The following is a 24,768-nucleotide window of genomic DNA, read 5'->3' as shown; positions in this document are numbered from 1 at the left end:
GCTGGGGCTGAGGAGCGGTTCACTGCTGGTGTATGCGGGCCACAAAGTCATGGTGCTCGTCGCCCGCGCCCTCACGGAGAACCGCCATAGCACGTTTCCGATCCTCGTCGTTCCGGTCCTGGGAGAGCTTGAACCGGCCGGTCAACGATTCGATGTCCAGCTCGAACCCTACGATGCCGCCGATAAGCTTCTCGATACGCGAGTCGTTCTCATCCAAGCGGTATGCACCATCCGACCGATCGGCCTTCTCGCTGATGCTGGCGAGACCCGAGACAACCTGATCCTGGTTCTCCAGAACGCGCACGTGACCCCGCACATGGACAGCTACGTAATTCCAGGTCGGCAGCTGGTCCGTCGTGTAGGCCTTGGGCGATATATAAGAATTCGGACCGTGGAATACTGCGAGCACTCGGCGGCCGTTGAGATTCGGGACCTGAGGGTTTCCGGCGTCGAGATGACCGAACAGCACCCCCTGCTCCCCCCGTTCCCGGTCAAGGATCAGCGGAAGGTGCGTCGCGAACACCTCGCTCTCGTCATCCGAGGAGATCAACGTCGCGAGCGGGAAGCGCTGCAGGGTTTCCAGAATGGTCGCCCTGTCCGGCTCGATATGCCGAGCCGGCGGGTATTCCACCTCATCTGCCGAGGGTACTTCCGACCTCTTCCGCACGTCTTCAGCTATCTCGGCGGACCGGAAGGGCAGGAGCGAGAGCAAGGTGTCGCCAATACCGTGCGACAACTCCGTGAGACCCTGAAAATAGATGCCTGCCGTCAGTTCCGGTGCGCTGTCCGCTCGGTACGCACGACTGACCAGGAAATTACCTGATTCGTTCCGCTGCAGATGCGGGATGACGTCCCGGAACATCTCGGGATCGAGCTCGCGGTGATAGCCGGTAGCCAGCACGAGGCCGTCCAGGTTCAGGCTCCGGCTACCCTCCGGGCCACCGACGGTCACCTCGATTCCCGACGGGCCGGCGTCCGCCGACAGCAGCCTGCTGGACCGGCAGAACGTGAGCCGCGGCACATTCCCACGGACCTGATCCTCGTAGCCCATGCGATACAGGTCTTCGATGAGGTCAAGGTCCACGACGCCGTAGTTGGTGCTGCGCGCCTCCGCCAGCCGAGCTGCGCGGTCGTGGGCGGTGAAGTGGCCGTCGACCTCGGCGGAGAAGAAGACCTCGTTGCTGTACGGGCTGTCGTCCGCGGGCCGGAAGGAGTATCCGGGGAGAATCGCGTGGACGCGGCTCAAGGGGTACTTCGCGAGGATGTACTCGATGATCTCCGCGGCGGACTGACCGCCGCCGACCACGGCGAACGACAGATCCGCCGAGCGATCGGGGAAGCTCTTCGGAAAACGCTCAAGGAATTCTGCGGTATGAATGACACGCTCGTCACGCGGAGCCACACCTGCGACCCGATTCGGGGTTCCGCCCGGGGCGTACACGACATTGCGCGCCTGATAGGTAACGTACTCCCCGGAATGCGCGAGTTCCGCTCTGACCGTGAAGCTGCGCGCCATGCCGTCGATGCCGAAGTCCGGACTGACCGACGCCACGCGCGCCCCGAAGACAGCCTGGTGCTCGAAGTGCCCCGCTACCCAGCGAAGGTAGTCCTGGAATTCAATACGGGAGGGATAAAATTCCCGGAGATTCGCGAACTCCTCCAGGCGACCCTTGGCCTTGAGGTACGCAAGGAAAGAATAAGGGCTTCCCGGATTGCGCAGCGTCACTAAGTCCTTCAGGAAGGAAATCTGCATCCGGGCGCCATCCAGCAACATTCCCGGATGCCAGCCGAATCTCTCTTTGGACTCCAGGAAGAGTGCTCTGGGTGGATTTCCCGCCTCTGCCATGGCAGCGGCCAGCGCCACATTGGACGGGCCGAATCCAATCCCCAACAGATCGAGCATAGACCTTCTCCTCAATAATGCAGAAATTATCTTGGTCTGGGCAGCTCAGTAAAAGTTGGCATGGCGAACAGAAGCCAACTCAAGGGTACGATGCGGCGCGGTTCTTCAGCTATTCATATCAGACCGCGCACGATTGCGTAATCTTTCGAAGCCGGCCGGCGCCAGCACCTGCGGTGAAGGGTTTATCCGCCCGTCACCACAAGCGATCCAGTACCGCGTGAAGGCCTAAGAAGACCTGAGACCTACCAACTTGGCAAACACCGCCAAGACCCCGCCCCTCATTACCCCGGTACGCATGTACTGACAAGCACGCACGCCCACCCCCACCACGGAGCGCCCCCAAAGTGCTAGGAGCGGCTGCAAATTGTCGTGCCGACGTGGCACCCACGCAAGACCGCTCCCATAACCACCTTTTAATACAATGAAGTTGATCGCCTGTCAACCATCAACCTCCGCAGGCCTTTAACCGACTTCGATGGGATCGATGGGTGTGCCCTGGCCTGGTCAATCACCACCCAGCGCACCACCCACGCGCCTTTCCGATGGCCCACTACTACCGTCGGGCCCATGACTAGTGCCATATCAGGCAACGTTTGTCCGGTTCACGACCTCGCGAAGGCCCTTCGTTCGGTCGATTGCGTCGAAGGCGAAGGAACGCAATGCGGTGAACTGGACCTCGATCCGGTTGAGCCTGGAGCTTCCGGTCGGGGCATAGGCGATCTTGAGTTGTTCGCCTCCGTCCGCGTCGCGACGCGCCGGCACCGTTTCGTCGTCAGGTGCGGGAAGTAGTTTTCATAGACGATCGCAATTGCGTACGTCCATCGGATGCAGTGAACGCAGATAGCGGCGGACCTCCAGGAACTTCGACCTGTCCTTGGTCTCCTTGACGTGCCACAGCGACCAAGAAGCCGGCCGGCTTCACCGGGCTCCGGCCGAGAGCGGTGGGCGAGGACCGGCCCACAACCTCAGCTTGATTGGGGTGGTGATCGGCGCGCTGCCCCACAAGGTCTACTCGTTCCCGTCATGCCCGGGGTAGCCACCCGATGACGTCTTCCGCCTGAACGCTGCGCAGGGACGCTCCCTCGAACCGGGCACCGGTGACGTCGGTCAGCCCGAGCGGGGGCATGCCCGTGTTCACGCTTGCGAACCTGGCGTCGGTCAGATCGGTGTCGCGCAGGTCAGCACCCCGAAGATCGCATCCGGCCAGGCTGACTTCGCGCAGTGAAGCCCCGCGCAAATCTGCGCCGCTGAAGTCACAGAACTTGAACGAACACCCGTCCAGGGTGGCGTGGCGCAGATCGGCCCCGATGAATGAGCAGCGGGTGAACCGCAGCCGGGACGTGCGAGCGGAGGCAAGGTTCCGGCCGGTGAAGTCCTCACCGTTCACGGCCGCATGGCTGTGGAGCGCGGCAAGTCGTTGTCCTGCGGTCAGCGGTGTGGCCATGTGTGCCAGCGTGTCAGCCGGGCCGGTGGCCGTCGCCCGGATTTCCGACCGTCCGGATTTCCGACCGTCCGCCATCCGCCGGCCGATCACACAGGTCCGGGCTGGTCCGGGAACGGGTGCGGCCACCGGTGATCATCGGCGGGTGAAGACAGAAGGCCGGACCGCGGCCGGCATTTCCGGGCCAAGGCCCGGGTCATGCCTCCCGCGCGGTGTCTACCCCTGCGTCCCCGAGAGCCGCCCCCGCGCGGCGGCCTGGATCCGGGAGGGCCCGAGCCCCCACTGGAGGGTACGTCCGACGGCCGTCGCCAGGGGTCGGTCCCAGCCGGCGCGGACAGGGGCCGGGCGGTGGATGCCGAGTTCAGTGCGGGCCCAGTCGGGGAGGATTCCGACCGAGGCGTTCGTGAGGAGGCCCACGGCCAGCCGCTCCCGTCGTGTGCGTCCGAAGCGGCGGAGGAACAGCACCGAGTCCAACGCAGCTTGCGTGGCGTGGAGTTGGGGGCGGAGGCGGGACAGGTAGCGCTCGACTTCGAGGGACGTGCGCGGTACGTTCCGTGCGCCCAACGCCTCGGCGAACTGGCCTGCTTGGCGGTAGTAGGCGTCGCACTCGGTGGGCGTCAGCCGGAGCGACCGGGGTGCGTAGCTCTGGTACCCGGCGAGAAAGCTGCGTACCTCGGCGGTGTGTACCCAGGTGAGCAGATCGGGGTCGTCCGCACGGTACGGCCGGCCGTCGGGGGCGGTGCCGTGCACCCGGGTGTGGATCCGCCGGACGAGGTCGATCACCTCGCGGGCGGCGGCCGAGGAGCCGAAGGTGGTCGTGGTGATGAACCGTACGGTTCCGTTCAGCCGCCCGACCGGATCGGCGCGGAAGTCGGAGTGCTGGTCGACCCCCGCCATGGCCAGCGGATGCAGCGACTGGAGCATGAGCGCGGCGAACCCGCCGGTGAGCATCCCGGTGGCCTGCCCGTGCACCCGCCACACCGGGTCCCGCGGCGCGATACCGAACAGCCCGGGATCACCGGGCGGCCCGGCGTACCGCTCCAGCTTGAGATCGCCGCCATGCATGGTCGCCGTAAGTTCCGCCGCGATCCGTTCCCGCAGTCCCACCAGCACCTCCAGGGTCCGTGTCCCTCAGCCGAGGGTACCTACCCGCCCGGCCAGCACGGCCACGAGGATGAGCAGACCGCACAGGGGGTTGGTGCCGAACGCCCGCCCGCAGGCTCCGACGTCCGCAGGGTTCGCCCGCCATACCTGCCACCCCAATTGCCCGGCGACCACGCACAGTCCGGGCCAGTACAACGGCCCGAGCCCGGCCACGACCCCGAACCAGGCGAGCAGCACCACACACCCCGCGTACACGCCGCCCACCAGCACCCGGCTACGGCGCCCCAGCAGCACGGCGGCCGACCGCACACCGGCCCGCACATCAGCCTCCCGGTCCTGGCAGGCGTAGATCACGTCCGTCCCCACGGCCCAGCAGATCAGCGCCCCGTACAGCACCCCTCCCCCGAGCCCGAGCCCGCCGGTGAGCAGGCCGTACACCAGCGGCACCATCCAGTTGATGGTGATGCCCAGCCACACATGCGGCCAGTGGGTGACCCGCTTCATATACGGATACACCGCCGCGAGGGGCGCCCCGACCGCCGCCCACACCACGGCCTCCACACTCCAGAACCCCATCACCAGCGGCGCGACGGCCCCCACCACGACGCACAGCACCAGTGCCCGCCCGGCCGCCAGCCGTCCGGAGGCGACGGGCCGCCCCGCCGTACGCGGCACCCGTGCGTCGAACCGCGCGTCCAGCACATCGTTGAGCCCGCAGGCGGCTCCTCTCGACAGCACCCCGAACACCAGGAGCAGTAGCCCGAGCAGGACCCCGTCCCGGGGCCCGGCTATCGCTCCCAGGGCGATCCATCCGGGCACCACCAGCAGCCAGGCCCCCACCGGCCGGTCGAGCCGCAGCAACTCCAGATACGGCCGCACCCCTGAGGGGGCCCGCCGCACCAACCGGGCAGCGCGGCCTTGGGCCGGGGCTGGGGCCGGGGCTGGGGCCGGGGCTGGGGCCGGGGCTTGGGCTTGGGCTTGGGCTTGGGCTTGTGAGGCGACGGTCATACCGATCCATGTCCCTTCCCAAGGGATTGCACGACGATCGGTCCAACCTAACCCCGGCCGGAGCGAGTTGGCCGTCCTTCCAGGGAGACCCCCGGAGGGACGGTCCCATGGGCCGGGAAGTGGTCAATCGGCGCAGGCCGGGAGGTGGCCGCGCTCGGTTCCGCGGTCATGACGACCCGCTTCGGCAGCTCTGGGCCCCGAGCCCCGGCGGGGCGGAACGCACCCCGCGAGCCCGCCCCACCGCGGGGGCGAGGGGGCAGCTCGGTTCCGGCCGGAGCCCTCAACCGTCGGCGGCAGGTGCGCCCGGCAGGTCGCGGAGGCCGCGCAGCGGCGCCACGAGAAGGAAACCGCCGGCGGCCACCAGCGCGGCCGTGACGACCCACATCGTGGGGCGGGCACCGAAGAGGGAGGCGAGGGAGCCACCGAGGAGGGCGCCGAGCGGGATGGTGCTGTAGTTGAGGAACAGGGTGGTCGCGGTGACGCGCCCCAGCAGCTCGGACGGGCAGTACGCCTGCCGGAAGCTGACGATGATGACGTTGCAGGCCACGACCCCGGCGAGCATCACGGCCGTTCCGAACACGAAGAACGCCAGTCGCGGCCCGGGACCGGTGAGCGCGGCCAGCAGGCCGAAGGGCGAGGCGGCGAACTGGATGGCCAGGAGGGCGCGTGCCGACCCCATGCGTGTGGCGAGCCGGCCGGCCACGAGGCCGCCGAGCACCCCGCCGAGGCCCCCGCAGGAGACGAGCCAGCCGAGCGTGTCGGAGTCGACGCCGACGGTCCGCACGAGAAAGACGACCTGGACGGCCTGGAGGCCGGCCATCGCCAGGTTGACCGCCGCACCGAACGCGGTGACGGCCCGGACCTGCGGATCACCGACGACGAAGCGCAGGCCGTCGGAGATCTCGCGGCTCAGCCGCCGCCGGGGTGCCGGGGCGGGGCGCGGAACGTCGGAGCGGATGGCCGTGAGACAGAGCGATGACACCACGAAGGAGACCGCGTCGAGGAGCAGGCCCGGCACACTGCCCAGGGTCTGGGCGATCAGCCCGCCGAGACCGGGGCCCGCCACCCTGGCGGTCTGATCCCCGGCCTGCAGCTGCGCGTTGCGCTCCATCAGGTCCTGTGTGGGCACCAGTTGGGGCAGATAGGCCGAGTAGGCGGTGGAGAAGAAGACGGAGGCGGCACCGGAGATCAGGGCAGCCCCGAGGAGATGCCCGAGGGTCAGGGCCCCCAGCCACCAGGTGACCGGCACGCTCACGAACACCGCCGCGGAGACGGCGTTGCACACGAGCATCACCCGGCGCGGGGCTAGACGGTCGACCCACGCACCCGCGGGCAGGCCGAGTATCAGCCACGGCAGCCACGGCGCGGCGGTGAGCACGCCCATCACGAACGGCGAGGCGTGGAGGGTGGTGACGGCCACGAGCGGCAGCAGGACGGACGTCACACTGGTGCCCAGCTTGCTGGTGGTCTCGCCGATGAGCAGCAACCGGAAGTTCCGGTGGGGCCGCCGGTCCTGACCCTTGGCGGACCGCGCGGCAGCCGGCATGGCGGATTCCATCAGGGGCCTCCGGACTTCGACAACCGACGGATTTCCGACGCGCCACAGAAGGTGCGATGGCCGTTGGTTCGCGCTGGAGCGTACAAGTTCATCGCCCCGGAAACCAGGGTGGCCGTTTCCCACCGGGGCAGCCCTTCGGCTCGACCGTTTCCATTGCCAACGAACCATGCCCCGTGCCAGAGTCGAGCCCCGGATGGCCTGTCCGTCAGAGAGCGATTCCGGTCATTTCCCGGTCCTTGTCAATGAGGAGGACCAGCACTTCCTCCGGCCTATGGAATTCGATATTCCGGACGGGTGGAACGCGGCATTCGGACCAGGCCTGCGGGTGGCATGCCTGGACTGCGTGCGGCACGCCCGGACCGGCATGGCCGACTGGCCTGCGCGCCACGACGGACATGGCACCGCACCAGCGGCGGCCTGCTCCGGGGGCGCCGCGACCGCCCCCGGTCCCTCCGTCATCGCCCACACCGGCAAACCCCTTTCCCTTACAAGGAGCTGTCCGTGGTCACCAGCGCGATCGACCTCCTCACCCGCTTTCTGCGGGAGGCGGCCCGGCACCCCGAGCGCGCCGCCGTGGTCACACCGTCGGAGTCGGTGACGTTCGGCGAACTGGACGAGCGCGTGGAGCGGACTGCCCGGGCGCTGAGCTCGGCGGGCGCGGAGCCCGGTACGACCGTCGCCCTGAACCTCCCCCGCGGTGTCGGCCTGGTGACGGCGATGCTCGCGGTGTGGCGGGCCGGCGCGGCGTACGTACCGCTCGACCCGGCCCACCCGGCGCACCGGCGGCGGCTGCTCGCCGAGGATGCCGGGGCGCGCCTGGTGCTCACCGCGGGGACGGACGGCACCGAGTGGCCGACGGGCACGCGCCGCCTCGATCCGGCCTCCGGCCCCGGCCCGTTCGCCTCGGGCACACCGGCCCCGGCGCGCGAGGTGCCGGACGGCGCAGCGGCGTGCGTCGTCCACACCTCGGGCCCCTTCGGGTGCCCCCAGGGGGTGACGGTCACCCGGCGCAACACCGCGCATCTCGTCCGCGCGTTGGAGGACCGCGGTGTCTATCCCCCGGCCCCTTCGCGGGTGGTGTGGAACGCGGGCCCCGGCTCCGATGCCCCGGTCCAGCAGTGGGCCCGGATCTGCCGCGGCGACACCCTGCTCCTTCCGACCGACGAACTGCGCGCCGACCCACAGCTGTTCGCCCGATTCCTCCGGGAGTACGGGGCCACCGACCTCGATGCCACCCCGTCCCAGTGGGAGGTCCTGCGCCCCTACGTGGTGCCCGAGGGGCCGGACACCGCTCCGCTGCGGCTCTTCCTCGGCGGGGAGCCCGTGTCCCGGGCCCTCTGGGCGGACCTGACGCGACGTGCCGGGCGGGGGCGGGTGGACGCCGTCCATCTGTACGGGCCCGCGGAGTGCACGTTCGTCTCCACCGCCGCGCCCGTCACCGGCCCCTTACCCCATATCGGTTCGCCTCTGCCCGCCGTACGCGCCCACGTCCTCGACGGCACACTGCGGCCGGTGGCCGAGGGCGAGCCGGGAGACCTGTACCTCGCGGGTGACGGTGTCGTCCTCGGGTACGGGGGCCGCCCGGGACCGACCGCCGAGCGGTTCGTCGCCGACCCCCATGGTCCGGCCGGCACCCGGATGTACCGCACCGGCGACCGGGTCCGCCGGCTCCCCGGCGGAGAGCTGGCCCACCTCGGCCGGGTGGACGACCGGACCGAGCCGCGCGGCCACCGGATCGAGCGGGGCGGGACCGAGGACGTACCGGGCCAACACCCCCATGCGCGCCGGGCCGTGGTCACCGCCCGCGAGGACCGCTCCGACGAGCGGCGTCCCGTCGCCCATGTCACGTCCGCGGCCCCCGCGCCCGACGCCCCGGAGGACCCCGCGCCGCGCGACTCCCCCGACGCCTCCGACGCCCCGGCACGGCCGCTGCTCGACCTCTTCGAGGAGTGTGCCGGGACCGCCCCGGACGCCACCGCCCTGGTGTTCGGCGAGGACAGCGTCTCGTACGCGGAGCTCGACGCCCGTGCGAACCGGCTGGCCCACCTGCTGGCCGCACGGGGCGCCGGGCCGGAGACGGTGGTCGCCTCGGCGCTCGACCGGTCGGTGGAGCTGGTCGTCGCGGTGCTGGCGGTGATGAAGGCCGGGGCGGCCCACCTTCCGGTGGATCCCGGCTACCCGGAGCAGCGCGTCGCCCACATCCTGGGCGACGCGGCCCCGGCACTGCTCCTCGCGCATTCCGGCACGGTCCTCCCGGACGGCACCGGCGTACCCCGTACCGACCTGGACGATCCGGAGACCGGCGCGGCGCTGCGGCGTGCCCCGGCGTCCGCCCCGCCGGCCGGCGCCCGGCGCGCACAGGGTGACCTGCCCGCGTACGTCATCTACACCTCAGGGTCCACGGGCCTGCCCAAGGGCGTGGTCGTCACCCGCTCCGGTCTCGCCAACCTGGCCGCCCACCAGCGCGGCACCCTCGCGGTGGACGCCGACAGCCGAGTCCTGCAGTTCGCCTCGCCCAGCTTCGACGCGTTCTTCTGGGAGCTGGCGATGGCGCTCTCCGTCGGAGCCGCGCTCGTCCTGGCGCCCGCCCGCAGCCTGCTGCCCGGGCCCGGCCTGCGCCGTCTCGCCGACGAGCAGCGGATCACGCACGTCACCCTGCCCCCGTCCGTGCTGCGCGTCCTGCCGTCCGACGCCCTCCCGCGCGTACGGGTCCTGGTCGCGGCCGGCGAGGCCCTGGACACGGAACAGCAGCGGCGCTGGGCTCCCGGCCGGACCCTGATCAACGCGTACGGACCGACGGAGACCACGGTCTGCGCCACGATGAGCCGGCCCCTCACGGAGAGCTCCGGCACGCCGCCGATCGGCGGGGCTGTCCGGGGCGTGCGCCTCCACCTGCTCGACGCCGCCCTGCGGCCGGTGCCCGCCGGAGTGGTGGGTGAGCTGTACGTCGCCGGAGCGGGCCTGGCCCGCGGCTACCTCGACCGGCCCGGAATGACGGCGCAGCGCTTCGTCGCGGACCCGTACGGCCCGGCCGGGACGCGGATGTACCGCACCGGCGACCTGGCCCGCCGGAGGACGTCGGGCGAACTGGAATTCGCCGGGCGCGCGGACGACCAGGTCAAGGTGCGCGGGCACCGGATCGAACCGGGCGAGATCGAGGCGCGGCTCGTCAACCACCCCCGGGTGTCCGCCGCCGCCGTGACCGTGCACGAGGACCAGGACGGCGACCGGAGGCTCGTGGCCTACATCCGCCGCGAGCCGGCCGCGCCGGCGGGCGCCGGTCTCCCGAGGGACGCGGACCGCGTGGCCGACTGGCGGCTCGTCCACGACGCCGTGCCGGCCGACGACGGACCGACGGCCTTCGGCGAGGACTTCAGCGGGTGGAACAGCCGATACGACGGCCGTGCGCTGCCGCTGGAGCAGCTGCGGGAGTGGCGCGACGAGACCGTACGGAGCATCCGCGCCCTGCGGCCCCGGCGCATCCTCGAACTCGGCGTGGGCAATGGCCTGTTGCTGTCACGCCTCGCCCCCGAGGCGGAGGCCTACTGGGGGCTCGACCTGTCGCCCCGGGTGATCGAGCGGCTGCGGCGGCAGGTGGACGGGCAACCGGACCTGGCCGGGCGGGTCGTCCTGCACAGCCGGCCGGCCGACGACCACGAGGGCGTCCCGCGCGGGTACTTCGACGTGGTCGTCCTCAACTCCGTCCTCCAGTACTTCCCCAGCGGGCGCTATCTCGCTCGGGTGCTGGAGCTCGCTGCGGCCGCCCTGGCGCCCGGCGGCGCGGTGTTCGTCGGCGACGTCCGGCACCTGGGGCTTCTGGAGCCCTTCCACGGGGCGGTCGCGGCCCGCTCGGCGGACGCCGCACCGGGCAGTGTGGAGCACCGCCGGGCCGTGGCACGCGGCATGGCCACGGAGCCGGAGCTGCTGGTGGATCCGGAGTTCTTCCGGTCGCTGACGGTCATGGCCGAGGGTTCCGGGCCGCGCTTCGCGACCTGCGACGTACGGCTGAAACGGGGAACCCATCACAACGAACTGACCCGCTACCGCTACGACGTCGTCCTGCGCCGCACCGGCGGCGCGCGGCCCCGCACCGGTGCGGTGACGGAACTGCTGTGGGGAGCGGAGGTCCGTACGCTCGACGGCCTCGCCGCCACCCTGCGGGACAGCGCGCGGGAAGCCGCGTCCGTCCGGGTCACGGGTGTGCCCAACGCACGCCTCGCCGAGGATCTGCGCGCGTCCGGCAGGTCGCCGGGCTCCCGTCCGGACCCGGAGGACCTGGCGCGGCTCGGCGAACGGCTGGGGTACCGCGTCGTGGTGCGCTGGTCCGCGAAGGGGGGGCCCGACCACGTCGACGCCGAGTTCTCCTTCGGGGAGCGGGACTTCCCGCCGGAGACGGGGACCGAGCCGATGGTGGATCCCGAGCACCATGTCAACGTTCCCTTCGCGGCTTCCGACGACGCGGAGCTCATCGCGTCGGTTGCCGCGTGGGCGTCCGCGTACCTCCCCGTGTCCATGGTGCCGTCCGCGGTCGTCGTCCTCGACGAGTTGCCGCTCACCCCGCACGGCAAGCTCGACCGGGCCGCCCTGCCCGCCCCTCTCCGCGCCCGGCGCGGGGCCGGCCGCCGACCGCGGAGTCCGCAGGAGGCGGCGCTGTGCCGGATGTACGCGGAGGTCCTCGGGCTCGTCACGGCGGAACCGGCGGACGGAACGGACGCGGCCGGAACGGCCGGCACGGCGAAAGGGCCGGACGCGTCGAGCGAGACCGGCTCGGCGTTCGCGGTGGGGATCGACGACAACTTCTTCGCCCTCGGTGGCCATTCACTGCTCGTCACCCGGCTGGTGAGCCGCGTCCGCGCCGAACTGGGGGTGGAGCTCCAGGTCGGCACGGTCTTCGACGCGCCCACGGTGGCCGGCCTCGCGTCCCGGCTCACGGGAGCCCGCAAGGCGCGACCGGGCCTGCGGAGGATGCCCCGCCCCGACTGACGCGGCGCGGGCCCGCGACACCGAACGGATCAGGTACGGCCAGGGTTATCGAAGGGTTCCCGATGGACTTCAGCCTCTTCTACTTCGCCGACGACAGCACACCGGACGGGGACGCCGGACGGTACGAGCTGCTGCTGGAGGGCGCCCGCTTCGCCGACCGGCACGGCTTCCGCGCGGTGTGGACGCCCGAGCGGCACTTCCACCCCTTCGGGGGGCTCTACCCGAACCCTTCCGTGGTGGGCGCCGCGCTGGCGATGGTCACAAGCACCGTCGCCATCCGCGCCGGAAGCGTCGTCGCGCCCCTCCACCACCCGCTGAGGATCGCCGAGGAGTGGTCGGTCGTGGACAACCTCTCCGGCGGCCGGGCCGGGGTGTCCCTCGCCTCCGGCTGGCACCCGGTGGACTTCGCGCTGAGCCGGGTGCCGTACGGGGACCGCAAACGCGTGCTGACCGACAGCATCGAGCAGCTCCGCGGGCTGTGGCGCGGGGACGGCCACGAAGTCGTGGACGGCAACGGCGCCCCGGCGACCGTACGGATGTTCCCGCCGCCGGTGCAGCGGGAACTGCCGCTCTGGGTGACCAGCGCGGGCGACGCGGAGACCTTCCGTTCGGCGGCGGCGGCTCGGGCCGGGGTCCTCACCCACCTGCTGCACCAGGATGTCGACGAACTCGCCGCGAAGATCGCCGACTACCGGCGGACGGCGCGTGAGACGTACCCCGGCTGGGACGGGCATGTCGTCCTGATGCTGCACACCTTCCTCGGCACCGACCGGGACGAGGTGCGCGCCACCGTCGAAGGGCCGCTGCGCGCCTATCTCAGGAGCTCGGTCCATCTCCTCGCCCGTTCGTTCAGCGCCCTGGACCCCGACTTCGACATCGACGCGCTGGAGGACGAGGACCTCGACTTCCTCGTCGCCCAGTCCTTCGACACCTACTTCGAGCAGCGGGGGCTGTTCGGGACGGTGGAGGAGGCGACGGCGACGGTCGAGCGGCTGCGTGCCATCGGCGTGGACGAGATCGCCTGCCTGATCGACTACGGCATCGGCACCAAGACCGTGCTGGACGGGCTGCGCCACCTGAACGCCCTTCGCGAAGCATGCGAAGCGAACTGATCCGAGAGACCCGAGAGGCCGAGACCACCGTGATCCCTCTGTCGTTTTCGCAGCTGCGGTTCTGGTTCCAGGGAGAGATGGAACCCGGGGGCGAATCGCCCAACACTTCGATGGCACTCCGGCTGACGGGACGGCTGGACCCGGTGGCGATGCGCTGCGCGCTGCGGGACGTGGTGACGCGGCACGAGAGCCTGCGCACCGTCTTCCCGGTCACCGGTGGAGTGCCGGGGCAGCGCATCCTGGAGGCGGTGACGGTCGAGCTGCCCGTACGGCAGGTCGCGGAGAAGGATGTCGGGGCGGCCGTGGCCGACGCGGCCGGGCACCTCTTCGACCTGGAGCGCGAGATCCCGCTGCGGGCCGTCCTGCTCGCCGTAGGCTCCCACGACCACCATGTGCTGGCGATCACCGTGCACCACATCGCCTTCGACGGCTGGTCCGTCGCACCGTTCCTCCGCGACCTCTCCCATGCCTACACCGCGCGCCTCGACGGACGGCCTCCGTCCTGGGAGGAACTTCCCTTCCAGTACGTGGACTTCACCCTGTGGCAACGCAAGGAGCTCGGTGCGCCCGACGATCCGCGGAGTGTCTTCGCCGAGCAACTGGCCCACTGGACCCGCGCCCTCGCCGACGCGCCTGCCGAACTCCCCCTCCCCACCACCCGGCCACGCCCCGCCACCGCCACCCACCGGGCCGGGGCGGTCCCCTTCCACCTGCCGCCCGACAGCGTCCGGCAGCTGACCCGGCTCGCCCTCCGGCACGGCGTCAGCACCTTCATGGTCCTCCACGCGGCGCTCGCGGGGCTCCTTCAAAGGCTCGGCGCCGGCACCGACATCCTGGTCGGCAGCCCGGTCGCCGGCCGCACCGACGTCGGCCTCGACGGCCTCGTCGGCTGCTTCGTCAACACCGTCGTCATCCGGACCGACACCTCCGGCGACCCCGACTTCCACGAACTGCTCCAGCGGGCCCGGACCGGCGTCATGGCCGCACTCGACCACCAGGACGTACCCTTCGAGCAGGTCGTGGAGGCCGTCAACCCGGCCCGGTCGGCAGCCCTGCACCCGCTCTTCCACGTCATGCTCAGCGTGCAGAACAACGCGGGCGCCGCCGTGCACCTCCCCCACCTCGACACCCGTCTGCTGGACTACAGCCACCGGAGGGCCGACTTCGACCTGCTCCTCGACATCACGGAGACCGAAGGGGCGCTCGACGGCAGCCTGGTCCACGCCCTCGACCTCTTCGACCACGACACCGCCGAGCGTCTCGTCCGCCGCTTCACCGCCTTCCTGGCCCAGGCGGTCGCCGAGCCGGAGCAGCGCATCGGTGGTCTGGAGCTCCTCACCCCCGCCGAGCGCCGCACGACGCTGGAGACGTGGAACGGCCGGGACACGGCGGTCCCGGCCGCCTCCGTACCGGAGCTCTTCCGGCGGCGCGCCGCCGCCTCGCCGGATGACACCGCGGTGATCTGCGGCGCGTCCCGGCTCACCTACGCGGAGCTGGAGGCAAGGGCCGACCGCCTCGCCGGCCGTCTGCGCCGGCAGGGCGCGGGTCCGGAACGGCTGGTCGCCGTGGCCATGAACCGCTCGGCCGACCTGGTCGTCGCCCTGCTCGCCGTACTGAACACGGGGGCCGCCTACCTTCCCCTGGACCCGCGCAACCCGGATGAGCGCCAGCGCACGGTCCTGGCGGAGGCGCGGCCCTGCCTGCTCCTGGCGGACGCGTCCACGAAGGAGCGGGCCGAGGAGCTCGCGGGCCCGCCGCTCGGCCTGCCGCTGGTCCTGGTCGACGGCGACGGCGACGGTCCGGCCGTCCCCGGTCCGGATGCGGGCGGGTGGCCGGACATCGCCGGCGACGGGGCCGCGTACGCGATGTACACGTCCGGCTCCACCGGCCGTCCCAAGGGCGTCCTGGTGACCCACCGGAACATCGTCGCTCTCGCCGCCGATCCGTGCTGGGCCGCGGACGGTGGCCACACCCGGGTGCTCGCCCACTCGCCGCACTCCTTCGACGCCTCGACGTACGAGGTGTGGGTGCCGCTGCTCGGCGGCGGCACGGTCGTGATGGTGCCGGCCGGCGACTCCTCGCAGCAGGCGCTGGAACGGGCCGTGACCGAGGGGGGCGCGACGAGCGCGTTCCTCACCACCTCGCTCTTCAACCTGCTGGTCGCGGAGAGGAGTCCGGCGCTCGGCCGGCTCGGACACATCTGGACGGGTGGGGAGCAGCCGTCGGCCGGGGCCGTGCGGCAGATGCTGACGGACTTCCCCGGCACCGCGCTGACCCATGTCTACGGGCCGACCGAGAACACGACGTTCACCACCTTCGGGTTCCTGGACCCGGACCGGGACGCGGACGGCGGCAAGCCGCCGATCGGCCGGCCCATGGCGAACACGCGGGTGTATGTGCTGGACGAGCGGCTCCGGCCCGTGCCCGCGGGGGTGCCGGGCGAGCTGTACGTCGCCGGCGCCGGACTGGCCCGCGGTTACCTCGGCCGCCCGGGACTCACCGCGGGGCGCTTCGTCGCCGACCCCTACGGCGCGATGGGCACCCGCATGTACCGCACCGGTGACGTCGTCCGGTGGACCGCCGACGGCCGGCTCGACTTCCTCACCCGCGTCGACGGCCAGGTCAAGATACGCGGCTTCCGCATCGAACCCCGCGAGATCGAGGCCGCTCTGGAGCGCCATCCGGCCGTCGGCCGCGCCGCCGTCCTCGTACGGGAGGACCGGCCCGGGGAGCGCGGCCTCGTCGCCTATGTCGTCCCCGCCACGGACATCGACGGCGATCCCGCACCGGAGATCACCGAGCACGCCCGGCGGGCCCTGCCCGGCTACATGGTCCCCCTCGTCGTCGTGCTTCCCGACGGGCTCCCCCTCACGCCCAACGGAAAGCTCGACCGGGCGGCTCTGCCCGCCCCCGGGGAGGGCAGCGGCTCCCGCCCGCCGCGCACGCCCGCCGAGCGGCTCGTGTGCGCGCTGTTCGCCGAGATCCTCACCCTGCCGGCGGTCGGTGCGGATGACGACTTCTTCGAGCTCGGCGGCCATTCCCTGCTGGCCATCAGGCTGGTGAACCGGCTGCGCGAGATGCTGGACGACGGGATCGGGATGCGTACGGTCTTCGAGTCGCCGACGCCCGCCGCACTCGCCGGGAGGTTCGGGGACACGGGTGCCGGCCGCGGCCCGCTGCGGCCCCGGCCACGCGGGGACGTACTGCCGCCGTCGTTCTCCCAGCTACGTTTCTGGCTGCAGGGCGAGCTGGCGGAGGGAGCCGCCTCGCACACCGTCACGACCGCTCTGCGGCTGTCGGGTCCGCTGGATGCCGGGGCGCTGTCGGCGGCGCTCCGGGACGTGGTGACACGGCACGAGAGCCTGCGCACCGTCTTCCCGGTCACCGATGGTGTGCCCCGTCAACTGGTGCTGAACGCTGAGGAGTTCGACCTCCAGGTGCGGGAGGTGGCGAAGCGGGACATCGAGGCGGCGGTGGCTGCGGCTTCGGAGCACGACTTCGACCTGGCGCGGGAGAGACCGGTGCGGGCGGAGCTCTTCGCCTGCGCCCCCGAGGAGCATGTCCTCGCCCTCACGATCCATCACATCGCCTTCGACGGCTGGTCCGCCGCACCCTTCCTCCGCGACCTCTCCGGGGCCTATGCCGCCCGGCTGCGGGGGCGCACTCCCGACTTCCCGGAACTGCCTGTGCAGTACGCCGACTTCACCCTGTGGCAGCGTGAGGAACTCGGGGAACCCGATGACCCGGACAGCCCCCTCGCCCGGCAACTCGCCCACTGGAGCGGCACGCTGGACGGCGCTCCCGAGGAAATCGCGCTGCCCGCCGACCGGCCACGCCCCGCCGTCGCCACCCACCGCGTCGGCGCGGTGCCGTTCCGGCTCGCCCCGCAGGACCACGCGCGTGTCACCGCCCTGGCGCGGAAGCACGGTGCCAGCGTGTTCATGGTGCTGCACGCCGCGCTGGCGGTCCTGCTGCGGCAACTCGGCGCCGGGACGGACGTCCTCGTCGGCAGCCCGGTCGCCGGACGCACCGACAGCGGTCTCGACGACCTGGTCGGCTGCTTCGTGAACACCGTGGTGGTACGGACCGATGTCTCCGGGGATCCGGACTTCGGCGGCCTGCTCGACCGCGTCCGCACCGAGGTCCTCGCCGCGCTGGAGAACCAGGACGTGCCCTTCGAGCAGGTCGTGGAGGCCGTCGACCCGGCGCGGTCGGCGGCCCGGCACCCGCTCTTCCAGGTCATGCTGAGTCTGCAGAACAACGCGGCCGGCGCCGTGGAACTGCCGGGCCTCCACGTCGACATGCTGCACCACGGCCGGTACCGGACCGTTCCCTTCGACCTGCTCCTCGATCTCACCGAGTCCGACGGGGGGCTGGACGGCACCCTCGTCCACGCCCGCGACCTCTTCGACCACGCCACCGCGGAACGCCTCGCCGGGTACTTCACCGCCCTCCTCGCCGACGCGGCGGCCCGTCCCACCCTGCCGGTGCGGCAGTTGGACGTCCTGTCCCCCGCCCAGCGGCACACCGTCCTCGCGGAGTGGAGCGGTCCGGCGGCCGGTGCGCGGCCGCCGACCGGTTCGGTGCCACAGTGGTTCCGGGATCAGGCCGCCCGGACGCCCGACGCGGTGGCGGTGCTCCACGGGGACCGCCGGATCGCGTACGGGGAGCTCGACACGCGGGTGGACCGGCTGGCCGGGCATCTGCGGAAGCTCGGCGCCGGCCCCGAGCGGCTGATCGCCGTGGCCATGAACCGCACTCCCGACCTGCTGGTCGCCCTCCTCGCCGTGCACCGGACCGGCGCCGCGTACCTCCCAATCGATCCGCACCATCCCAGGGACCGGGTGGCGACGGTGCTGTCCGAGGCCGCGCCGCTCCTGGTGCTCTCGGACCGCGCCACCCGCGACACGCTCGGCACCGACGACTGGCTCGCCCTGGACGACCCCCGCCTCGTCGCCGCGCTCACCGCCGGGGCCGGGGGCGACGGCCCGGTCCTGAACGGGGCGATCCCGGCCGACTCCACGGCGTACGTCCTCTACACCTCCGGTTCGACGGGCCGGCCGAAGGGCGTCGTGGTCACCCACGGCAATGTCGCCCATCTGCTGGCCGCCATGCGGGACCGGCTGCCGCTGGGCCCCACCGACCGGCTGCTCGCCGTGACGACCGTCGCCTTCGACATCGCCCACCTGGAACTCCTCCTGCCCCTGCTCGACGGCGCCGCCGTCGTCCTCGCCTCTCCCGACGAGGTGCGCGAGCCGCTCGCCCTCGGCCGGCTGATCGGACGGCACGGGGTCACCGCCGTCCAGGCGACGCCCTCCCTGTGGTCCGGCCTCGTGGCCGAGGTCCCCGACGCGGTCCGGGGGCTGCGCGTCCTCGTCGGCGGCGAGGCACTGCCTCCTGCTCTGGCCGGCGCTCTCGCCACCCTGGCCGCGGAGGTCACCAACGTGTACGGGCCCACCGAGACGACCATCTGGTCCCTCGCGGCACCGATCGGCCCGCACAACGCGGAGCGCCCGCCGCTCGGCTCCCCGCTGGGCGCGACCCGGGTGTACGTCATGAACGAGGCGCTGCGGCCGGTTCCCGTAGGGGTGCCGGGCGAGCTGTACATCGGGGGTGCGGGCGTGGCCCGGGGCTATCTCGGCCGTCCGGGGCTGACCGCCGAGCGGTTCGTCGCCGATCCGTACGGTCCGCCCGGCACCCGCCTGTACCGCACCGGCGACCTGGTCCGGTGGACCCCGGAAGGGGAACTCGACTTCCTCGGGCGCACCGACGACCAGGTGAAACTGCGCGGCTTCCGTATCGAGCCCCGCGAGGTCGAAGCGGTCCTGGACCGGCACCACCACGTCATCCGCAGCGCCGTCGTGGTGCGCGAGGACCGGCCGGGCGAGCGCCGGCTCGTCGCCTACGTGGCACCCCTCCGGGGCGCCGGCACCGCCGACGGCCTCGTCCCCGAACTCACCGGGTGGGCGCGGCGGGCGCTGCCGCCGTACATGGTCCCCACCGTCGTCGTGCTCCCCGACGGGCTTCCCCTCACGCCCAACGGAAAGCTCGACCGGTCCGCACTGCCCGCCCCGCACGGACCCGCCTCCCCCGCCCGTGAGGCCCGGGAGCCGAACAGCCCCGCCGAGAGGCTCCTGTGCGAACTGTTCGCCGCCATCCTCGGACGGCCCGACGTCGGCGTCGAGGACGATTTCTTCGAGCTGGGCGGCGACAGCATCGTGTCGATCCGGCTGGTGTCCCGGGCCCGCTCACGAGGTCTGGCCCTCTCCACGCGGGACGTCTTCCGGTACCGGACCGTCGCCGAACTGGCCGTCCACGCGAAGGTGCGGACGCCCCGGGCGGGCGCGGCGACCGGACCCGCCCCGGCGTCGTCGGCCGGCGAGGTGCCGCTCACCCCGATCGTCCACTGGCAGCGCGAACGGGGCGGCCCCGTCGACGGCTTCCACCAGTCCGTGCTCGTCCGGACCCCGGCGGACCTGTCCCTGCCGCGGCTGCGGGCGCTGGTCCAGTCGCTGCTCGACCGGCACGACGCGTTGCGGATACGGCTGACGCGCGCCTCCACGTGGCGCCTCGATGTCCTGCCGCGCGGTGCGGTCGACGCGGTCGGACGCGTCGTACGGATCGACGTGGGCGGCCTGGCCGCCGGGAAGCTCGCGGACCTGGTCCGCACCGAGGCGGACGCGGCACGACGGCGTCTGGCGCCCGGAGACGGGAACATGCTCCAGGCGGTGTGGTTCGACGCGGGTCCCGGCCGGCCCGGCCGGCTGCTCCTGATGATCAACCACCTCGTCGTGGACGGCGTTTCGTGGCGGATCCTCCTGGAGGACCTGAGCACCGGCGGCGCCCCGGCCCCGCGGACGACGGGGCCGGACTTCGCGCACGTGTCGTTCGCCGACTGGGGACGCCGACTGGAGCGCGAGGCGCGCGGGCGGGTGTCCGAACTCCCCTTCTGGCTCGGGATCGCCGAAGGGGCGGAGGATCTCGTCGAAGGTGCGGGCCTGGTGGCCGCCCGTGATGTCGAGGGCTCGAAGCACACCGTCACCCGGGTCCTTCCCGCCGACCGGACGGAGCCGCTCCTGACCCGTGTGCCCGCCCGGCTCGGTGTCGGCGTGAACGCCGTGCTGCTCGGCGCGCTGAGCACGGCGGCGGGGCACTGGCGTACGGCACAGGTCCCCGGCGGTGCTTCCGACGGCGCGGCGGCCCACGGCGACGCGCCGTTCCTCGTGGACGTGGAGGGACACGGCCGCGAGGAGATCACGGGCGACCTCGACCTGTCGGCGACCGTGGGCTGGTTCACCAGCATGTTCCCCGTGCGGCTCCCGGGGCGGCCGGACGATCTTGAAGGCACCGTGCGGGCCGTGGACGGCCAGCTCGGGAGCATGCCCGACAAGGGGCTCGGCTTCGGTCTGCTGCGCCATCTCGATCCGGAGACCGCGCCCGTGCTCGGGGCACTGCCCCGGGCGCAGATCCTGTTCAACTACCTGGGCCGGTTCGACCGGCCGGACGAGTCCGACTGGGGCCTGGCGCCGGAAGCCGGCGCGGTCGCCGGAGGCGGCGACCCCGAGATGCCCCTGACGCACCTCCTGGAGGTGTCCGCGATCGTCCACGACCGCGGGGACGGGCCGGAACTGCACATCACCTGGGCGTATCCGAAGGCCGTCCTGGAGCGGCCCCGGGTGGAGGCCCTGGCCGATGCCTGGTTCGAGGCCCTGGACACCCTGACCACACGCACCGGCGAACCGGGAGAGACGGCGTGACCGCACCAGATCGCACCCATGAGCGGACGTCGAGACCGGCGCCGCTCCAGCAAGGGCTGTTCTTCCACACGGCGTTCGACACCGACGGCCAGGACATCTACACCACCCAGCTGGCACTGGACTTCGAGGGCCCGCTCGACCCCGTTCTTCTGCGAGGGGTCTGCCAGGTCCTCCAGGACCGGCACGACAGCCTGCGTTCGGGGTTCCGTACGGACGCGTCGGGCGCGCCCGTCCGGTTCGTGGCACCCCGGGTCGAGCCGGCCTGGCGGACGGCCGACCTCACCGGGACGGCGCCCGAGGACCGGGAGGCCGAGGCCGCGCGGCTGGTCGAGGAGGAGCGGCGGCGGCGCTTCGACACCGCCCGGCCGCCGCTGATCCGCTTCCTGCTGATCCGGCTGGGCGACACCCGGTGGCGCTTCGCGTTGACGAACCATCACATCATTCTGGACGGCTGGTCCACCTCGATCCTCCTCGACGAGCTGTTCCGGCTGTACGACGCCGGAGCCGGTGCCGCGGCGGCGAACCCGCTGCCGGCCGCCCCCTCGTACACCTCCTACCTGGACTGGCTCGGCGAGGTGGACCACGAGTGGTCCCGCGACGCCTGGGCGGAGGCGCTTTCCGGGATCGAGGGGCCGACGCTGGTGGCTCCGCGGGCGCGGGGCACGGTGGTGCCCGAACGGGTGGTGCGCAAACTGACCGCCGCGCGTACCGCCGCGCTGACGGACCGGGCGCGAGCGGCGGGGGTCACTCTCGGCACGGTGATGCACGTGGCCTGGGGACTGGTGCTGCGGCAGCTGACCGGGCAGGGCGACGTGCTGTTCGGGATGACGGTGTCGGGGCGGGCCGCCGAGGTCGACGGCGTCGAGACGATGGTCGGGCTCCTGATCAACACCGTTCCGGCGCGGGTGCGGATCGACCCGCGGGACACGCTGCTCGATCTCCTCGAACGGGTCCAGGACGAGCAGCTCGACCTGTTCGAGCACCACCACGTCGGGCTGACGGAGATCCAGCAGCAGGCGGGCTTCGGGGCCCTGTTCGACACCACGACCGTCTTCGACAACTATCCGATGGGCACGGGCGAACGCCGTCTGGGCGAAGCACTTCTCGTCGATGTCACGGGGTTCGACGCCACCCACTATCCGCTCTCCCTGATCTGCACGCCGGCCGAGCGACTGGCCATCCGGATCGACTTCCGGCCCGATCTGCTCGGGCGCGGGACGGTGGAGGGGATCGCCGGGCGGCTCGAACGGATCCTGGAGGCGATCGCCGAGGATCCGCACCGGGCGGCCGGCAGCCTGCCCGTCCTGTCGGACGGCGAGCGCCGACGGGTACTGGAGGAATGGAACGCCACCGACCGCCCGGTGGCACCGGCCACGCTGCCCGGTCTGATCGAGGCGCGAGCCGCCCGGATCCCGCGGCGGCCCGCCCTGTCGCACCAGGGGCGGACCCTCGACCACGACGAGCTCAACCGCCGGGCGAATCGTCTGGCGCGCGTGCTGCTCGCCGAAGGTGCGGGACCGGAGACCCGGGTGGCCCTGGCGCTGCCGAGGTCCGCGGAGATGGTCGTCGCCCTGCTCGCCGTGCTCAAGGCCGGGGCCGCCTATGTGCCGGTCGACGTGCGCTACCCGGCCGACCGGGTGGCGCGGATGTTCGGCGACGCGCGGCCCCGGCTCGCCATCGTCACCGAGGCGACCAGGGGTGTGCTGCCGGAGGGGACGGCCGCGCTCGTCCTGGACGACCCCTCCGTGGCACGGCGCGTCGAGGAGCAGGAGGGGACGGACGTCGTGGACGCGGAGCGGCCGGGACCGCTCCTCCCCCGGCACCCCGCCTACGTCATCTACACCTCGGGCACCACCGGCGTCCCCAAGGGCGTGGTCGTCGAGCACGCGAACGCCGTCAACTTCGTGGCGACCGTCGAGGACCATTTCGGCGCCGACGGCATGGCGCGGGTCCTGGCGTCCACCTCGCTCAGCTTCGACGTGTCGGTCTTCGAGATCGTCACGACCCTGGCGCTCGGCGGCCATCTGAAGCTGGTCGACGACCTGTTCGCGCTGCTCGAACGGGACGGCTGGGAGGGGAGCCTGGTCAGCGGCGTTCCCTCGGCAATGGCGAGCATGCTGGCGGGCGACGCCTTCGAGGTGTCGGCACGGCACGTGGTGCTCGGCGGCGAGGCTGTGCCGCACGCCCTGCTGCGCGAGCTGCGGGAGCGGGTGCCCGGCTGCGCGGTCACCAACATCTACGGCCCCACCGAGGCGACCACCTACTCGACGTGGTGGCGCAGCGGCGACCAGGACGCCGACGGCGATCCGCCGATCGGCCGGCCGGTGCCCAACTGCCGGGTGTACGTGCTGGATCCCTGGCTCCAGCCGGTCGCGGTGGGGCAGCCGGGAGAGCTGTACATCGCCGGCGCGGGCGTCACCCGCGGCTATCTGAACCGGCCGGCGCTGTCCTCGGAGCGCTTTGTGGCCTGTCCGTCCGGCGCGCCCGGCGGCCGGATGTACCGCACGGGCGACCGGGCGCGGTGGCGGGCCGACGGGCAGCTGGAGTATCTGGGCCGGCTCGACGGCCAGGTGAAGATCCGTGGCTTCCGGATCGAACTCGGCGACGTGGAGGCCGCCCTGCTGCGGCACGGGAGCGTGACGCAGGCCGTCGCGGTCGTACGGGAGGACCGGGCGGGAGACCGCAGGCTGGTCGCGTACGCCCTGGCGGCCGAGCCGGGCACGCCGCTCGACGGCGCGGAGCTGCGGCGTTTCACCCGTGACACGCTGCCGGACCACATGGTGCCGTCGGCGGTGGTGCAGCTGGAGCGGTTCCCGCTGATGCCGAACGGCAAGCTGGACCGGTCGGCGCTGCCGGCCCCCACGTACGGCGCCACCGTCCACCGGGGGCCGGCCCACGCGCACGAGGAGCCGCTGTGCGCGCTGTTCGCCGAGGTGCTCGGGGTGGAGCGGGTCGGTCCGGACGACGGCTTCTTCGATCTGGGCGGGCACTCCCTGCTGGCGACCCGGCTGGTGAGCCGGGTACGTGCGGTCCTGGGCACCGAACTGTCCGTCCGAGCCCTGTTCGAGGCGCCGACCCCGGCGGCCCTCGCACGCCGGCTCGACGGCGCGGGAGACCGCTCCGGCCTGGACGTTCTGCTGCCGCTGCGGACCGGCGGACGTCTGCGGCCCCTGTTCGCGGTGCACGCGGCGAGCGGCCTCGCCTGGCCGTACGCCCGGCTGCTGCCGCACCTGGATCCGGATGTGCCGCTGTACGGGCTGCAGGCGCCGAGCCTCGCCGATCCGGACGGCGGTGCGCGCAAGCCGGAGGAGCTGGTGCGGGAGTACGCGCGGCGGATCCGGGAGGTGCAGCCGGAGGGGCCGTACCGGCTGCTCGGCTGGTCGGTCGGCGGCACCCTCGCCTACGCGGTGGCCGCGGAGCTGGTGGAGCGGGGGCAGGCCGTGGAGTTCGTGGCCCTGCTCGACTCGTACCCGGCTCCCGAGGAGGGGCTGCCCGACTGGGAGGAGACGCACCGGCACGTGGCCGGGTCGGCCGGGTTCGCCGCGGACGGGACGCCACCGGAGCAGATCGCGCTGCTCGGGGAGCGGGCTGTGGAGGGCGCGCGGCTGGCGGTGCGGTCGGCGGTGGACGCGCTGCGGGCCGCTCCGGCACGGACGCGCGGTGTGGACGTGCTCCACTTCCGGGCCGCGTCGGACGGCCCGGGCACCGCCCCGGAGGTCTGGCAGGCGTACGGCGGCGGGCGGTTCTCGGCCTTCGACGTCGCGTGCGGCCACTACGAGATGCTGGATCCCGCTCCGCTCGCCTCGATCGGCGCGGTGCTGACGGACAGAGCCGCGGAAGGGACGGCAGGGCGATGAACCGGGCGACGGAGAGCGCGGCGGTCATGGCCCTGCCACGGCGAA

Annotated in this window: 9 protein-coding genes and 1 pseudogene; 5 read left to right on the top strand and 5 right to left on the bottom strand. The window is 72.3% G+C overall.

Features of this window, described 5'->3' with window-relative positions; genetic code table 11:
* Nucleotides 1–19: 19 nt before the first annotated feature.
* From A6A29_RS20005 to A6A29_RS19980, 5 genes are all read right to left on the bottom strand, one after another.
* On the bottom strand, nucleotides 20–1,903 hold the full coding sequence (locus A6A29_RS20005) for a SidA/IucD/PvdA family monooxygenase (RefSeq protein ID WP_073721577.1): 1,884 nt from the start codon (nucleotides 1,901–1,903) through the stop codon (nucleotides 20–22).
* 1,021 nt (nucleotides 1,904–2,924) lie between these two features.
* Nucleotides 2,925–3,347: a pentapeptide repeat-containing protein gene (locus tag A6A29_RS19995; RefSeq protein WP_073721799.1), complete on the bottom strand. Its 423-nt coding sequence runs from the start codon at nucleotides 3,345–3,347 to the stop codon at nucleotides 2,925–2,927.
* A 213-nt stretch (nucleotides 3,348–3,560) separates the two neighbouring features.
* Complete coding sequence (locus tag A6A29_RS19990; RefSeq protein WP_241838562.1) at nucleotides 3,561–4,451, bottom strand: oxygenase MpaB family protein; 891 nt, start codon at nucleotides 4,449–4,451, stop codon at nucleotides 3,561–3,563.
* Between the two features lie 24 nt (nucleotides 4,452–4,475).
* Nucleotides 4,476–5,327 carry a 4-hydroxybenzoate octaprenyltransferase gene (locus A6A29_RS44825; RefSeq protein ID WP_158074424.1) on the bottom strand — a complete coding sequence of 284 codons (852 nt, stop codon included), beginning with the start codon at nucleotides 5,325–5,327 and terminating at the stop codon, nucleotides 4,476–4,478.
* 409 nt (nucleotides 5,328–5,736) lie between these two features.
* Nucleotides 5,737–7,002, bottom strand: a complete 1,266-nt coding sequence (locus A6A29_RS19980; RefSeq protein WP_073721797.1) for an MFS transporter — start codon at nucleotides 7,000–7,002, stop codon at nucleotides 5,737–5,739.
* Between A6A29_RS19980 and A6A29_RS19975 the strand changes: the two genes are divergently transcribed.
* From A6A29_RS19975 to A6A29_RS19955, 5 genes and pseudogenes are all read left to right on the top strand, one after another.
* Nucleotides 7,001–7,612, top strand: coding sequence for an MbtH family NRPS accessory protein (locus A6A29_RS19975; RefSeq protein ID WP_338012885.1), 612 nt, complete (start codon nucleotides 7,001–7,003; stop codon nucleotides 7,610–7,612). The genes A6A29_RS19980 and A6A29_RS19975 overlap by 2 nt on opposite strands.
* A pseudogene (locus A6A29_RS19970) lies at nucleotides 7,567–11,943 on the top strand (amino acid adenylation domain-containing protein); the annotation flags it as partial. The gene A6A29_RS19975 and the pseudogene A6A29_RS19970, both read left to right, overlap by 46 nt.
* A 116-nt stretch (nucleotides 11,944–12,059) precedes the next feature.
* On the top strand, nucleotides 12,060–13,109 hold the full coding sequence (locus tag A6A29_RS19965) for a MupA/Atu3671 family FMN-dependent luciferase-like monooxygenase (protein ID WP_073721569.1): 1,050 nt from the start codon (nucleotides 12,060–12,062) through the stop codon (nucleotides 13,107–13,109).
* The gene (locus A6A29_RS19960; protein ID WP_073721567.1) at nucleotides 13,094–20,866 is read left to right on the top strand and encodes a non-ribosomal peptide synthetase; all 7,773 of its coding nucleotides are present in this window, start codon (nucleotides 13,094–13,096) and stop codon (nucleotides 20,864–20,866) included. Before A6A29_RS19965 ends, A6A29_RS19960 begins: the two co-directional genes overlap by 16 nt.
* Nucleotides 20,863–24,723: a non-ribosomal peptide synthetase gene (locus A6A29_RS19955; protein WP_073721565.1), complete on the top strand. Its 3,861-nt coding sequence runs from the start codon at nucleotides 20,863–20,865 to the stop codon at nucleotides 24,721–24,723. The genes A6A29_RS19960 and A6A29_RS19955 overlap by 4 nt, the downstream gene beginning before the upstream one ends.
* Nucleotides 24,724–24,768 lie beyond the last annotated feature (45 nt).

The sequence above is a fragment of the Streptomyces sp. TSRI0281 genome (assembly GCF_001905125.1).
Classification (GTDB): Bacteria; Actinomycetota; Actinomycetes; order Streptomycetales; family Streptomycetaceae; genus Streptomyces.
The sequence above is the reverse complement of the archived record's forward strand: the minus strand, read 5'-3'. Positions and strand labels throughout refer to the sequence as shown.